Below are 14,184 nucleotides of genomic sequence, written 5' to 3'. Positions count from 1 at the left end.
TTGGTTCTAAGTTAAGGGGGCTTAACTTACTGTCCAATCAAATGTAGCAGGTCCATTCCCTTATCCGAACATCAAAAAGTACCCAGACTTTTCAAAAATGAGTGGACAAACTGCTCAAAATCCCTGATAATCAACAAGTCCTTCCTGATTAAAATAAGCTATCAACATTTTTTCAGAAGGTAGAATCCAACTTTTTCCAGCAGTTTGATAAGCTCATTTGCGACTTGACTCTACAAAATGTCATGTCATAAGAGTAGTTAATCCTGTAAAAACTGCTTTGTACGATATTGATAGTTGAAAATCCACAACGTTTTATAAATTAGGTGGTAACAGTCAAGGATATGCAAGCCTAAGACTGGAATAATTTGCTGTGTTATGATGCTTTTAGAACGAAGGATCATCTATGCCAAAGATATCATGGTATTGACCGGTAGAAGTAAATCGTATGCATACAATAGCCTGAACAGGGTTAAAGTATGGCTAGGTAAGTCAAAACACCACCTGGTGACGTTCGATGAATATGCCGATTTCCATGGTATCACGGTGTCAGATGTGCAGACATCTGTTGGAGCCCAATAAAAAACGGATCCCTGCTTAGGAATCCGTTTTGGTCTGGGATCTTGCCCACCGGAATTTCGATCCGGTATTAGTTTTACTTCTCAACATTTTTAAAAAGCGGACTTTATAAAGTCTGCCACCTCGAAGGACTTTCCTTCTCTCGCAAGCGTTGGCTTACCTGGCTCTGGTAAAAGGAGGTAAGCACTCACGGAAAAAGCTAGTTGTGGCTTTTACCATGTCCTGATCTGGAGATTTGGCTCTTTTTGGTTCGAAGTGCTCAATCTCCGGAAGTAGTGATTGTTTCTTTTTCATAATGATTTTGATTTTTCCTGAAACTATGAGCTTCCACCTTTCCATGAAAAAAAATTGGATATTCAGCCAGTTTCGCATTATAAACTGCGTGTTTATCCAGACGATCGAAAAGCCAATTACCTTCCTAATGGGTTTTTATGGTACTTTCTTCCTTTTTGATCTGATTATGTCTACATTTTTACCAGGAGGTTTTTCGGTTTACTTCCCTTTAGTCCATTTCTTTCTTGGAGCGCCTTTCGTCCTTTTCCTGTTTTTCAGGTTCTTTCCTGCCTGCAGCAATAAACGAGAGCTCAGCTACCGCTCTCTTCAGCTGATCGATCTGGTAGTCTTACTCACTTTGGCAAAGCATCTGTTATTGGGCTATGGGGATTTTCACCAAATACTAGGAGGACCAATCGGTATGTTGTATGAAACACTGCGGCTTCTGGAATTTACTTTTTTTGCCTTCATGTGTTGGAGTTTCAGACAATTTGCTGCTGGGATGAAAAAAATTTTCCTCGTGAAATCAAATCTCTATAAAACCCAAGTCTCACACGATCATATTAGCCTTAGTCCTCATTTATTGTTCAATGCACTCAACAATATTGCTGGGCAATCCGCATTGTTTTCTGATGAACTGTTTCATCAGGTAGGCGCATTATCGGCTCTGTTACAGCAATCTTTTAAGGATCCTGAGGATCCGCATTTTCTTTCGGATGAAATCCGCATTTTACATGTTTTGCTTTTTCTTGCAGGTTCAAACAAGAAAAATTGCTGCGTGCTGCTGAAGGTCGAGCACGATGTACCACTGGAATCCCTTCGGATACCTAGACTGACTTTGGGTACTTTATTAGAGAATATCCTTAAATATGGAGTGTTGGATGATCCTGCTAATCCCGCAGAAATGACTATTTCCGTACGTCGTGAATCTTCGGGAAACATTCAACTCACCTGCACCACATATAATCTGATCCATCCTGTCAAAGCCGGACTTTCCTCCCAACATGGACTGACTACCCTTGAGAATTTGGTAAACTATAATTTTCACTACCAAGGGATATTTGAATGGGGCCAGTACCTAAATGAATTTTCTACATTGATGATCCTGCCTTATGGAAAAATTGAAACTGGTGCTTCTTGATGATGAACATGAAGGGCTGAATGTGCTAAAAAAATTAGTAGAACAATCACCTAACCTGGAGATCGTGTACCTATCCACAGATCCGGTGGAAACATTAAACTATATGCAGCAAAATCCCCCGGATATCCTGATTACAGATATTGTCATGGAGACTATGCATGGCATTCATTTGGCCAATAAGGTAGGTAAATTGAATATTCCAGTCATCTTCTGCTCCGCTTATGATGAATATGCCTATGACGGATTCCAGGTCAATGCAGTTCATTTTATTAAAAAGCCTGCCAGCCTTTCCTCCCTGTATAACGCGATAGAAAAAGTAAGTGTAAAATTTAACAGGCCAACGGTCAACGCTGACTACTTTTCCGATTGCCTTACCATTAACGAGCAGGGTTCTTCCACAATGATTTTACTTAGAACCGACGACATTATCTACCTTGAGGTAAAAGGAAATTACGTGGAGATGCACACTAAGTATAAGAAATACACCATACTCTCATCCCTTGCCTCCATTATGGATAAATTGCCCAAAAGGAATTTTTACAGGGTACATAAATCCTTTGCGATAGGAATGAAAAAGATTCTTCATATCAAGTTGGAAACCATTTATCTGGAAGGTGGGGGTGCCATTCCTTTGGGAGAAGTTACAGTAAGGAATTTCACGAAATTTTCAGAAAGATATCCATCAATGGGACTTCTTCGGACTTTGGATAGGTTACTGTTTTATCTAGCATATTTTTTATCCCTCAAAAATGACCACAGCAAAGCATTTACTTCGGCTTCCATTTCCAGTCCTGTATCCCAATAAATCCTATTAACTAACATGTGGATATGATTTCCAATCCATCTTGGGCGTTTGTCTCCATCCCTATACCACGGATGCCTTTCTATCAGGGAGCAATAATAGTTGCGCCACTCCAAGTTGGCTAGTTCATGGAATTTTTGTAGGTAGGATTTTGCAGAAACATGCCCAGCCTTTTGGCCCGAGAGTTTCCTGAAGTAATCTATCCAGTACTCCAACTCGTCTACTATTTCCAAAAATAAACTACCCACACCCATGGCCAGGGAGAGCTTATCTTCATCGGATCTTGGATTTAGATTAAGCAATAATTGGGACTCGCAGTTAAAAATTTGCTCTGACAGGTACATTCCTTCCTCACCGTATTTGGACTTCTCGGGATAGTAGGGATGCAACTTTATATAATCGACTTCCGGGACCTTCCGGAAAGTGGAACAGATTGCAGAAAGTAATTTATTCTTATCTTCTGGCTGGTATAATTTGATTCTCAGGCGAATTTCCGGACTTCTGATTCCATAATAGAGAAAGTAAAATAAAGGCTTCTGACTCCAGGCCAGCGAATCCACTAATAATCTAATCTGCTGCATCACTACAGTCCGCTGATAGTCTGGGATTAGTATTATACGAATAGATAACCAATCCTTACTTTCTTCACCCGACAGGTAGTTTAGGGATGGAACTTCCAAAAGGGCCTCCTTCACATACGGTAGGTGCATTCCCCAAAGGTATTGCAGGTTAAATTTCTTTCCTTCCCCAGTAGCCTTATTATTCTCCCACAGCCATTCCTGGATTCGAATACTTTTATTTTTCCGAAGCTCTTCACATAAAATATCTACGTCCTTGTTACTTTCTAAATTCAATCCAAGCTCCTGGTCCTGATTTCCGGCTAGTATTCTTTTTGGAACGCCTTTTTTCAAGAGTTCCTCCAATAAATTGCTACACTGCAGGAAACGCTCTTCCCACTTAATCTTCCATTGCCTAGGTTGTAATATGATATCCCCATGATTTAATTGCGGAGTATAATCCTGATTTTGAAAATATCCGGGACTGTAATAAGCAGGTCTCAAAAAGTCCTGATGGGCAACTTCCCACAGTATCCTGCACAGGGGATGTGTGATAAACTGGGGATTGAGAGGATGCTGGAATACAGGAATAATAAACTTTCCAAATTTTGGAGCACTCAGATGAAATTTCCCATTCAGTATCCCTATATACACGTCAGAGGAGTCAAGTTCATCCCTATCAGTGCTCCCTGAGAAGCAATTGATTCGAAGTTTTGCTACATTTTTATGTGCACTGATAAGATTTGCTTTCACTCCCTCCATCAGTACCACATCCGCTAATAAAGTATAGTCCTCCTCTAAAGTTTGCTTAGCATAAAAATTAAATATTTCCGTTTGGTATGTAAACCTTCCTCCATACACAAATGGCCTGTTGAATACCAGGTTATCGAGCAATAACTGACCATTTTCCAGAATCCTGAATAGGCACTGTGCGTGTTTTATAGAATGGGACTTGTTGCTTTGGTAAATGGGATTCTGCAAATCTAAAATGGATCGCTCTCCCGTCTCACTAGGGTAATATAATTTATGATGTACATTCCTTTCTTCCTGCTCATTATCAGTTGGTTTTAAACGTGAGACTAGCTTCCAAAGCATCTTGATGGGAACAAATCTATCGTCAAATTCGGCAATAAATATTTCCTTGAAACTTTTGAGATAGGGGGAAGCCGCCGGAGTGGCTAAATGATCTATATCTGAGAAAAAATTCTCCAGTTTATGCTTTAAGCTGATTGGAACTTCCGGTTGCTCTTGAATAAACATATTGACATTAGGGCCAACGTTTGTTAATGAAGGTCTGGACGAGCAGACCAGCAATTGATTGTGAAGTAGCTGATTCCAAAGTTCCTGTTTATCACGCTGTAGCAGTTCTGAGAAAGGTGCAAAAAGTTTTTCCTGTTTAATAGGTTTACCAGCTAAGGCCAGACTTCTAAGTCGTTGCATCAAAAGATTGTCCTCTGCCTTGGAGTATCTCCATTTTTCGTTTTCCTTGTCAAAATTCCAGAATTTCCATCCATCACCCCATGGCATCATGCTAGGATTTATCCAATAGTTTTCTTCTGGATTCGCTAATTTCAGAATTGGGATGGGTATAGCGCTCAGTGAGTCGCTTTCGATTTTCTCCTGTAGGGTAGAGCTCCAACTTGCCACCCCAACACCAGCCCAGTTTCCAAAAGGGGTGGGACGGTATTTACCTCGAAGAAGATATTTGTAAACAGCATGTTTTTCCTTTTCAGTCAGATCATCGGGTTGTTTTATCTGAATTTTTGAAAATAAATCCATACTGGATAGCCTGATGCTCTCCATTATTTTAGGCCAGTGTTTCTTTACTTCGCTTGGATCGTTTATATCAAATTGAAGCAGTGGAGATCTGAAGAGTAATTCCATAATCTTTTTCCCAATCCTATGGAAACGATATTTCCTCTCACAATGTCCTTGATGAATAGAGGATTTTACCTGATGAATGTAAGATCCTCCCTGATCAATTTTTGCATGGTTTAATTAAGTATATATATCCGCCTTTCTACAAGTAATGATTCAGCAGCCATACAAATCGACTCACCGGTTTCGAAATCTCTAATTTCAAATTCTATCTAGCCAAAAACCATCAAGTTTCACCTCCAGCTTAAACCCATTTCCTGTCACACTTAGAGAGTAAAAGTGTCATTCTGACAAAGGCAACCGTTTCAACATCTCCTTCCTTATTTTGAAATTCCCGAAAACCAATAATTAATTACTTACATCCAATAGCTAACTACCAACTACCAAAATCACCACATCTACCTATTTTTGATATACCATACAAAGGGTACCCAACTTGATATTTCCGTTAGGGATACGTTACCGTTGCGTCAGAGATGCGTCAGGTATACGTTAGGTTTTGTCTCTATTTTCCACAGAGTACTTTAGTTTCGCTTTGTTTCCACAGATTCCACTTTCGTTTTGATTTTCAATCTGTTAAGTCCAGTTTGCTGCCATGTTTCACACATAAAACAAATAAAAAAATGGCAAAACAAGCTGGATATATCAAACTCGAAGGCACCATGGGTGACCTGACGTTTTACAAAAACCGCGATGGAAAATTCATCGCCAGAAGGAAAGGGGGAGTGACCAAAAAAAGGATACAGAATGACCCCAAATACCAACGCACCAGGGAAAACCTGATAGAGTTTGCTGAGTCGGCAGCATCAGCTAAGTTCCTGAAGAATGCTTTTCGGGAGATCGAACTGAAATCCAATGGTGGCAAGCTGCACAACAGACTTTATTCCATGGTCATGAAAGTAGTAAAGACCGACACAGTGAATGTACGGGGAGAAAGGAAATTTGACCAAGGCGACTTGTCGCTTATGGTAGGCTTCCAGTTTTCTGAAAAAGCAGTGCTGAACAATGTGGTAAAGGTAAAGCCGACCATTTTGGATGAGGCTGGCTCATTTTCAGTCACAATTCCGGAATTGGTTCCAAGTAAATACCTTCTGTATTCACAAGGGTCTACGTTTTATAGATTTTCACTGATCCGTGCGGGTATTGACTTTGCCCAACAGGATTATACCAGTGAAATCGCTACCATAGAACCACTGCCTATACAGAATGTAATGGCACCTGCTGTCACGCTAACCTTGCCAAAACCGGCAATCGAAGGGGAGAAGTATTTCTTCGCTCTGGCCCTGGAATTCTTTCTGGATGTCAACGGGGATAAGTATGATCTGAATGACTTGGCACAAAACCCGGCAGCTATACTGTCTGTCAGCTAGACCATGGATCTGGTATTGAACCGGGAATATTGGCCCGGAGGAACAAACAGTGCACTGCTGCTGGATGGTAATACTTTATGCCAATGCATAGAACCACCAGCAGCCCACTTCAAACCTAGCACAGCATGTATTCCGGAGGGTAATTATGAACTGGCTATAATCCCCGACACTTCCATGCAGCGGATTAGCCTGTTTAGATGTCCGAACGGTCTCAGGGCAAATAGGCCTACTGAAGTGGAGATTTGCATTAGACAGCTGCACCGCAACATCGTCCCGGTGTCTGAAATTACAGGGGAAGGAAGGGGAATCCCAAGCCAGAAAGCGTGGGAACGACTACTTCAACTGGTAGGTCAGGCACATCAAAAAGGTGAAAAGGCTACACTGGAGATAAGGAGCTATCCGGAAAATGCCCTAAACCTTACATTCCATCAGATAGCATGGATGGACTGATGTTTCAGGCAGTCACGGGAGGAGTCATCGCGCTCCTCCTTTCTGTCATAGCCTACTTCCTGAAGCTCCTGATTCAGGATTTCAGACAGCTAAATACAGAGCTTTCCAAACTGAAAGAACTCTTTATCCGGCTGGAAGCCGAGCAGAGGTTGATGAAGTCCTTACTTCAGCGCACCAGAAGTCCGCCTGCTCAAAACCTATCCCGAAGGCCATGACCTCCCAAAAAACATAAGTGAGCACCGGACACCGGTCATCTGACACCGGTCATCAGACAACCAACAACAAACAACTAACAAACACCGGTCATCGGTCATCCGTCATCAAACACCGGTCATCAAACACCGGACAACCAACAACTAACAAACTAAAAAAAATGAACCTACTAACAGAAGTAAAAAACCGGGCCATCGCCCCCACACCGCCCTTTTTCCAAATGGTAAAGAAGGCAGGATTGATCATCGCGGCTATAGGCACAGCTGTACTTACCGCACCTGGGAGTATTCCCGTTATGCTGCTGACCTATGCAGGATATGCAGTTACGGCAGGGACAGTACTGGTCACGATCTCTCAACTGACAGTCGATGACGGTGCGGTTGAGAAATTGTTGAAGAAATAGAAACGATCTGAATTTTATATTGACTGGAGGGGATATTTCTCTCCGGTTTTTTTGTCCCATAATCGGGTAGGGGCGAATCAATATTCGCCCATTTGGAAAAGGTAGCTTCAATGCCAATTAGGTGATAGGGTTTCCATTAATACCCTCCATGAATTTGTTAATAACAGCAGGATTATCATTCTAAAGGCGCGTGGGGAGACTGAAATAGCGTGCACGGAGGCTTCGCCAATGTTAGCGTCACATGAACTGCTGAAAAACCAATATCTACACAGATCTATTCCAAAATAATCCCCGTTTCCATCTTGCTGGCAAAACGCCTTCTTTCCATATGATGATTGTGGGCCAGCGCTGTTCGATGAATATAACTCTTTATCCCAGGGTTGAAACCCTGGGCTACCCACATTGCATACCTACGGCATGCTCTCCTCATCCCTGATCTCTTTCCATTTTAAATTCTCAATTCCTTAATTTTAAATTTCAGATAAACAACCTCCAACTTCCTAACCTCCAACTTTTAACTTTTCAATGGATCCGTTTCCATCTTGCTGGCAAAACGCCTTCTTTCCATATGATGATTGTGGGCCAGCGCTGTAGAATGAATATAATTCTTTAAACCCAGGGTTGAAACCCTGGGCTATCACATGGCATGCCTTCAGCATGCATTTCCATCTGTGGTCTGTGTCATACAGACCATTCTTCTCCGCTTTCGCTGCTGTTCGGGATTTGTAATCCCGAACCAATATCGTAGGATTTTCAATCCGACAATAACTATCCTTTTTACCAGATCACTCATTCCACATTTGATACCGATTCGGTTTTCATCTTGCTGGTATTTGGGCATCGTCTCCGAATTCTGATTCTGGGCCAGCGCTGGTTACCTAATATATATCTATACACCGGGTTAAAACCCGGTGCTATCAATCTTGCATACCTACGGCATGCTCTACAAATTCTAGGTCTCTCACCACTTTAAATTCCCCTCCGTGGTCTGTGTCACACAGACCATTTCTTGCCGCTGTCGCTGCTGTTCGGGATTTGTAATCCCGAACCATTATTGTAGATTCTTGGCCAGCGCTGATTAAACACGCTCCTTTTTTAACCCAGGGTTGAAACCCTGGGCTACCCATGGTTAGTCCCGATGGGACTATTTCATAATTGTATTTATTTCCGATGTAGGGCGAATCAACATTCGCCCTATTAGAAAAGGTACTATGGATAATCAAAATAATTAAACTAACAGGATTATCATTCTACAGGCGCGTGGGGAAGCTGAAATAGCGGGCCAGCGTCTGGCCTAGCGCGTAGAAGCATTATTTCAGCAAGACTTTTGGATACTTTTGGTCTCAAAAGTATCAGGGAAAATAATATTAACATTAGTATTTCCAGTCAATAAATGAATTGAAGATAGAATTTCTGTCGTCGACATTCTCCTCAAATGGCTCTAAACAATCCAAGCAACACCAAGCATTCTAGTTCCAAATAACCTAATAACTTCCCAACCCATTTTTTTTAGGACAATTATCATCTAAACTAGACAGGTAAAAACATATGTTTATAACTTATGCGAACTCATTTACTTTTACTAACTCAATAATACATAACCCTATGCAACCTAAAGCTACTCTCTCCCTTTTTAAACTACGAGTCTTTTTTCTCTCACTAGTAGCCATTCTGGCAAGTATTAGCATCAGCATCGCGCAGGAAATTAAAAGCAGAAACGAAGAGCCTGTCAACTTCACCATTGATTTTTCAAAAGAAATAGGACCTATGCAACCTGCTTGGGCTTGGTGGGGCTATGATGAACCAAACTATACCTACATGAAGGACGGCAAGAAACTGCTTTCAGAAATAGCAGATCTAAGCCCCGTTCCGGTATATGTAAGGGCTCACAGCTTATTGGTCACCGATGAAGGCCCGAGAGCAGCATTGAAATGGGGTTCGACAAATGCCTACACTGAGGACAGTGATGGAAATCCAATTTATGATTGGACCATAATTGATCAAATATTCGATACATATATAGAAAGGGGCATGAAGCCTCTTGCCCAGATTGGCTTTATGCCCAAAGCATTATCCACCAAGCCAGAACCTTATCGTCATTACTGGAAACCCGGAGCAGAATACGATGATATTTATACCGGCTGGTCCTATCCTCCAAATGATTATAATAAGTGGGCTGAATTGGTATTCCAATGGGTGACACACTGTGTGGAAAGATATGGTAGGGAAGAGGTGGAATCCTGGTACTGGGAACTTTGGAATGAACCTAATATCGGGTATTGGAGAGGCACTACCGAAGAATACATCAAGCTTTATGATTACACCGCCGATGCGGTAAAGCGAGCCTTGCCGACAGCTAAAATCGGAGGTCCAGAAACTACCGGGCCAGGATGGGATGAAGCGGCGGAATTCCTGACTACTTTTCTCGATCATGTGATTTCAGGTAAAAATTATGTAACTGGCAAAACGGGTTCTCCACTGGACTTTATAACCTTCCATGCCAAGGGAAGTCCAAAAGTAGTAGATGGAATTGTCCAGATGGGTTTGAGAAATCAATTGAATGACATAGACAAAGGTTTTGAAATTGTCGCTTCCTATCCTGAATTGAAGCACTTACCCATAGTAATTGGTGAATCTGACCCAGAGGGTTGCGCTGCCTGTTCGGAGGCGGATTACCCTCATAATGCATATAGAAATGGAACTATGTATTCCAGTTATACAGCTGCTTCGTTTGCAAGAAAATATCAGCTGGCAGACCGGCACGGCGTTAATTTTATGGGGGCGGTGACCTGGGGTTTTGAATTTGAAGATCAGAAATGGTTTGCAGGATTCCGGGATATGGCTACCAATGGGGTGGACAAACCTGTATTGAATGTGTTCCGCATGTTTGGAATGATGGGTGGACAGCGAGTTTCAATTTCCGGAGGTATAAATCCAGGGACTGATACGCTAGCCTATAATCTAGATACTATCCTCAAATCAAGTGTACGGGGAGAATCTCAGGATATCAATGCTTTTGCTACAGTAGATACTAAGTCTGCTGCTGTCATGGTTTGGAACTACCATGATGACGATAAAGAAATGCCTACAGCTCCAATAAATTTAAGCCTTGAAAATATTCCAGTTGATAAAGTATTAGTCCATCATTATCGGGTAGACAAAAATTACAGTAATTCCTATGAGGAGTGGATGGCTATGGGATCACCACAAAATCCTACCCAGGAACAGATTTCACAGCTTGAGGAAGCAGGTCAGCTCGATCTGATCACTTCCCCCAAATGGATTACTATAGAGGATGGCAAAGCCCAGTTAAATTTTGACTTACCAAGTCAGGGGGTATCGCTAGTGAGGTTGACTTGGTAATCAGATATTGCTTTATGAGTTGAAGGGACAAGGTTTGGGGCCATTTGTGACTTCATGAATGGCTGAAAAATAGATATCTCCACAGATCAATGTCAAAATAATTTACGCTTTCATCTTGCTGGCAAAACGCCAGATCTCCGCTAGACGATTCCGGGCCAGCGCTGTTCAGATAATTCATTCTTTAATCCTAGGGTTAAAACCCTGGGCTACCCACATTGCATACCTACGGCATTATGTCTGAAATTTATATCTCTATCCATTTTAAATTCTTAATTCTCTCATTTTAAAATTCCTGCTAAGCCTTCGACTCCTGTCACACTGAGCGAAGTCGAAGTGTCAGGCTCCGCCACCGTTCGTGTCTCCACGAACGGTTGAAAAATAGATAATTACACATATTAAAGCTGAAATACTTTCCGTTTCCATCTTACGGGCAAAACAACACATCTCCGCTGGACGATTCCGGGCCAGCGCTATTATATTAATTTGTCCGATTGACCCAGGGTTGAAACCCTGGGCTAATGACATTGCATCCCTACGGCATGCTGTCTAAAATTTAGATCTCTATCCATTTTAAATTATTAATTCCCTCATTTCAAATTTCTCCTAAGCCTTCGACTCCTGTCACACTGAGCGAAGTCGAAGTGTTAGTCTAACAATGGCAGCATCGCCCAATCTCCATTCTCCAAATCGTCCCTACATTACTTTTTTAATCGCATTTATCAGCTAAAAGTCAATCGCGAAATTTCCATTTTCAAAAAGCATATTCCGGCAACTCCTCCAATAAGTTATATAGATAACCATGCCCCTTGGAAGTAAGAAACGTCTCCGACTTATTGAGTGTGCATACAGTCACAGGAATTTCCTGCCAATCTTCCAGCACGTAAAACTCGCACCTTCCTCCCTTAATACCTTCAATCGCTTTGTGTACGGGAAGAACCCAGGAATTACCTCTTGAATCAATTCCTCCTATATGTTTGAGTTCCCCTTTGAATGGTCCTCTCGTCTTTTTATTAGCCCAAAGCACTTGAAATCTTTTCATAACGCTGTTATAGTTTGTTACTTCAATATGCAGCTTGGGAAAATAACTTCAAGTTCAGTTTTAGATATTTTAAGTTTTCAGCAAGTACTTTAACAGGGATTAAGGAATAGATTTCAATCTATAAAAGAAAATACACCACAATCTATATTGGGTGTATTTAGGAGTGATAATCGTATGATGAATGAGGAATGAAATACAGGTAATTAAATTCTACTATCAGTCTTAGCAATTGAAGCATTACTCTGTAATACCATCAGAAATAAATGCCTGTAATACGTAGCTGGGAAAATACGGAAACTAGCTATTCATCTAAGAACATCTAAAACCAGCTCAATATATTGTTTCATCTAAAAAGCATATAACGACTTGTAAGCTAATATTTTAGATAGCATTAACCTCAGCTTTAATTTTATTAAATATAGTGAAACAGCCACGTACTCTAGGCAGATAGTATATTAGGTATTGATAATTTCTCCTCCATTAGGATGCAGCACCTGACCAGTCATATAGCTTCCTAGATCTGAAGCTAGAAATAGGTAGCATCCTGCTACTTCAGAAGGCTGCCCAGGGCGGTTAAGCGGCACATCCTTACCGAACCCGTCCACATCTTCTTTTGGAAAGGTAGACGGAATCAACGGCGTCCATATAGGTCCCGGTGCCACACCATTAACCCTAATTTTTTTGTGGGCAAGGTTGGCGGATAGGGATCTGGTAAAGCTTACAATGGCCCCTTTGGTAGAAGAATAATCGATCAGTCTTTCATTCCCTTTATAAGCAGTGACAGAAGTGGTGTTGATGATCGAACTTCCTTCTTTCAGATGCGGTAGTGCTTCTCTACACAGGTACATGTATGCGAATATATTAGTGGCAAAAGTCTTTTGAATCTGCTCATCTGTGATATCGGTAAGTGAGTCCTGTGGAAACTGTACTGCGGCGTTGTTGATGACTATATCTATCTTGCCAAATTCACTGATGGCCTTATCCACTATTTCCTTGGAATGCTTACTGTCACTCAGGTCACCCTGGATCATAGCGCAGGGATTTCCGTATTTTTTCACTTCAGCCAGGGTTTTCTTGGCGTCTTTATCCGAACTGTGGTAGGTAAAAAGTACAGAGGCACCTTCTGCGGCGAACAATATAGAGATTGCCTTACCAATTCCGCTGTCACCTCCGGTGATGATTGCTACTTTGTCTTTTAGCTTTTCACTTCCTTTGTATCCTTTTTTAAGATATTCAGGTTGGGGATCCATTTCTTTCTCGGAAACTTCTTTCATGTTCTTTGTGGTTTTTAATTAGTTAAAATGAAAAAAGGGCTGTCCTTTAAGCATAGTGAGCATACTGCAAACTAAGTTAAAGACAGCCCTTATTTTGGTTATTCGGAAACAGCCAATTCGTTGATTTCAGACTTTGCCAGTTTGGTAAGATCCGAATCTGCTTTTTTCTCCTCTTCCAGCGTTTCAGAGAGTAAGCTTGCAGCCTCCTTCATTCCCATTTTTCTGGCCAGTGCTACCAATGATCCATAGGAAGCGATTTCATAATGCTCCACCTTTTGGCTGGCAATGATGATACCTGCGTCCCTTACCATGGTATCTGCATCGGTATCCTCCAGAATAGACTGTGCCTCTTTTACCAATCCGTCCATCGCCTCACATTTTTTTGCCTGAGGTTTAAGACCCATGGATTCGAATACCTGCTCCAGACGACTTACATGTTCTTGCGTCTCAGTGAGGTGCTTATCTATTGCTTCCGCAAGGATGGAAGAGGTAGCTCCTTTGCTCATCTTTGGCAGAGCCTTCACCAGATGCTTTTCCGCCCAATAAATGTCTTTTATCTCATCGATAAAAAGCTGTTTAAATTTGGACTCTTTCTCTTTGGATTTACTTTTTGTTTGAGTTGCCATAATAGTTAGTAATAGTTGGTTAAGTAGTGTATTTCAACATCTTCCAATACTTTGGCCAATTTCTACTTCAATATGGATTTCGGCTTCAAATGCAGTTCTAGAGAGGGTTTTAGGGTATTGCTTTTTTAAAGTCAGATTATTGCAAATCAACTTGTTGAAAGAATTCTACTTGTTGAGAAGATTCTTCTCATAAAGAGGTGGTACTATTCGAAAATGTCC

15 protein-coding genes are annotated in these 14,184 nt (G+C 41.4%); 8 read left to right on the top strand and 7 right to left on the bottom strand.

Annotation, left to right across the window (positions count from 1 at the left end):
- Positions 1-375 precede the first annotated feature (375 nt).
- The gene (locus AACZ73_RS20695) at positions 376-579 is read left to right on the top strand and encodes a hypothetical protein (protein WP_339880746.1); all 204 of its coding nucleotides are present in this window, start codon (positions 376-378) and stop codon (positions 577-579) included.
- A 153-nt stretch (positions 580-732) separates the two neighbouring features.
- On the opposite strand, the gene AACZ73_RS20690 is transcribed toward AACZ73_RS20695, so the two are convergent.
- Positions 733-870 carry a hypothetical protein gene (locus AACZ73_RS20690; protein ID WP_339880745.1) on the bottom strand — a complete coding sequence of 46 codons (138 nt, stop codon included), beginning with the start codon at positions 868-870 and terminating at the stop codon, positions 733-735.
- A gap of 43 nt (positions 871-913) precedes the next feature.
- Here AACZ73_RS20690 and AACZ73_RS20685 point away from each other — a divergent pair, with 43 nt between their 5' ends.
- Together AACZ73_RS20685 and AACZ73_RS20680 are read left to right on the top strand one after the other, a co-directional pair.
- A complete protein-coding gene (locus AACZ73_RS20685; RefSeq protein WP_339880744.1) occupies positions 914-1,990 on the top strand; it encodes a histidine kinase in 1,077 nt (358 codons plus the stop codon).
- A complete protein-coding gene (locus AACZ73_RS20680; RefSeq protein WP_339880743.1) occupies positions 1,962-2,795 on the top strand; it encodes a LytTR family DNA-binding domain-containing protein in 834 nt (277 codons plus the stop codon). Before AACZ73_RS20685 ends, AACZ73_RS20680 begins: the two co-directional genes overlap by 29 nt.
- On the opposite strand, the gene AACZ73_RS20675 is transcribed toward AACZ73_RS20680, so the two are convergent.
- Complete coding sequence (locus tag AACZ73_RS20675; RefSeq protein WP_339880742.1) at positions 2,711-5,233, bottom strand: thiopeptide-type bacteriocin biosynthesis protein; 2,523 nt, start codon at positions 5,231-5,233, stop codon at positions 2,711-2,713. The genes AACZ73_RS20680 and AACZ73_RS20675 overlap by 85 nt on opposite strands.
- A 617-nt stretch (positions 5,234-5,850) precedes the next feature.
- Between AACZ73_RS20675 and AACZ73_RS20670 the strand changes: the two genes are divergently transcribed.
- The 4 genes from AACZ73_RS20670 to AACZ73_RS20655 all read left to right on the top strand — a co-directional run bounded on the left by AACZ73_RS20670 (position 5,851) and on the right by AACZ73_RS20655 (position 7,663).
- Positions 5,851-6,597: a hypothetical protein gene (locus AACZ73_RS20670; RefSeq protein ID WP_339880741.1), complete on the top strand. Its 747-nt coding sequence runs from the start codon at positions 5,851-5,853 to the stop codon at positions 6,595-6,597.
- Between the two features lie 3 nt (positions 6,598-6,600).
- On the top strand, positions 6,601-7,047 hold the full coding sequence (locus AACZ73_RS20665; protein WP_339880740.1) for a DUF5675 family protein: 447 nt from the start codon (positions 6,601-6,603) through the stop codon (positions 7,045-7,047).
- Entirely contained in the window at positions 7,035-7,262 is a 228-nt protein-coding gene (locus AACZ73_RS20660; RefSeq protein ID WP_339880739.1) for a hypothetical protein, read from the top strand. The genes AACZ73_RS20665 and AACZ73_RS20660 overlap by 13 nt, the downstream gene beginning before the upstream one ends.
- A gap of 218 nt (positions 7,263-7,480) precedes the next feature.
- Positions 7,481-7,663 carry a hypothetical protein gene (locus AACZ73_RS20655; protein ID WP_339880738.1) on the top strand — a complete coding sequence of 61 codons (183 nt, stop codon included), beginning with the start codon at positions 7,481-7,483 and terminating at the stop codon, positions 7,661-7,663.
- A 652-nt stretch (positions 7,664-8,315) separates the two neighbouring features.
- On the opposite strand, the gene AACZ73_RS20650 is transcribed toward AACZ73_RS20655, so the two are convergent.
- Together AACZ73_RS20650 and AACZ73_RS20645 are read right to left on the bottom strand one after the other, a co-directional pair.
- The gene (locus AACZ73_RS20650; RefSeq protein WP_339880737.1) at positions 8,316-8,504 is read right to left on the bottom strand and encodes a hypothetical protein; all 189 of its coding nucleotides are present in this window, start codon (positions 8,502-8,504) and stop codon (positions 8,316-8,318) included.
- Between the two features lie 76 nt (positions 8,505-8,580).
- Positions 8,581-8,790: a hypothetical protein gene (locus AACZ73_RS20645; protein ID WP_339880736.1), complete on the bottom strand. Its 210-nt coding sequence runs from the start codon at positions 8,788-8,790 to the stop codon at positions 8,581-8,583.
- Positions 8,791-9,268: 478 nt separating this feature from the next.
- Here AACZ73_RS20645 and AACZ73_RS20640 point away from each other — a divergent pair, with 478 nt between their 5' ends.
- Positions 9,269-11,026: a beta-xylosidase gene (locus AACZ73_RS20640; RefSeq protein ID WP_339880735.1), complete on the top strand. Its 1,758-nt coding sequence runs from the start codon at positions 9,269-9,271 to the stop codon at positions 11,024-11,026.
- Positions 11,027-11,777: 751 nt separating this feature from the next.
- Here AACZ73_RS20640 and AACZ73_RS20635 read toward each other — a convergent pair.
- From AACZ73_RS20635 to AACZ73_RS20625, 3 genes are all read right to left on the bottom strand, one after another.
- On the bottom strand, positions 11,778-12,065 hold the full coding sequence (locus AACZ73_RS20635) for a hypothetical protein (RefSeq protein ID WP_339880734.1): 288 nt from the start codon (positions 12,063-12,065) through the stop codon (positions 11,778-11,780).
- A 455-nt stretch (positions 12,066-12,520) separates the two neighbouring features.
- Complete coding sequence (locus AACZ73_RS20630; RefSeq protein ID WP_339880733.1) at positions 12,521-13,339, bottom strand: SDR family oxidoreductase; 819 nt, start codon at positions 13,337-13,339, stop codon at positions 12,521-12,523.
- A gap of 98 nt (positions 13,340-13,437) precedes the next feature.
- Positions 13,438-13,965, bottom strand: a complete 528-nt coding sequence (locus tag AACZ73_RS20625; RefSeq protein ID WP_339880732.1) for a ferritin-like domain-containing protein — start codon at positions 13,963-13,965, stop codon at positions 13,438-13,440.
- Between the last annotated feature and the right edge of the window lie 219 nt (positions 13,966-14,184).

The sequence above is a fragment of the uncultured Algoriphagus sp. genome, assembly GCF_963974835.1.
Taxonomy (GTDB): Bacteria; Bacteroidota; Bacteroidia; order Cytophagales; family Cyclobacteriaceae; genus Algoriphagus.
This window is presented reverse-complemented; position numbering and strand designations above follow the sequence as displayed.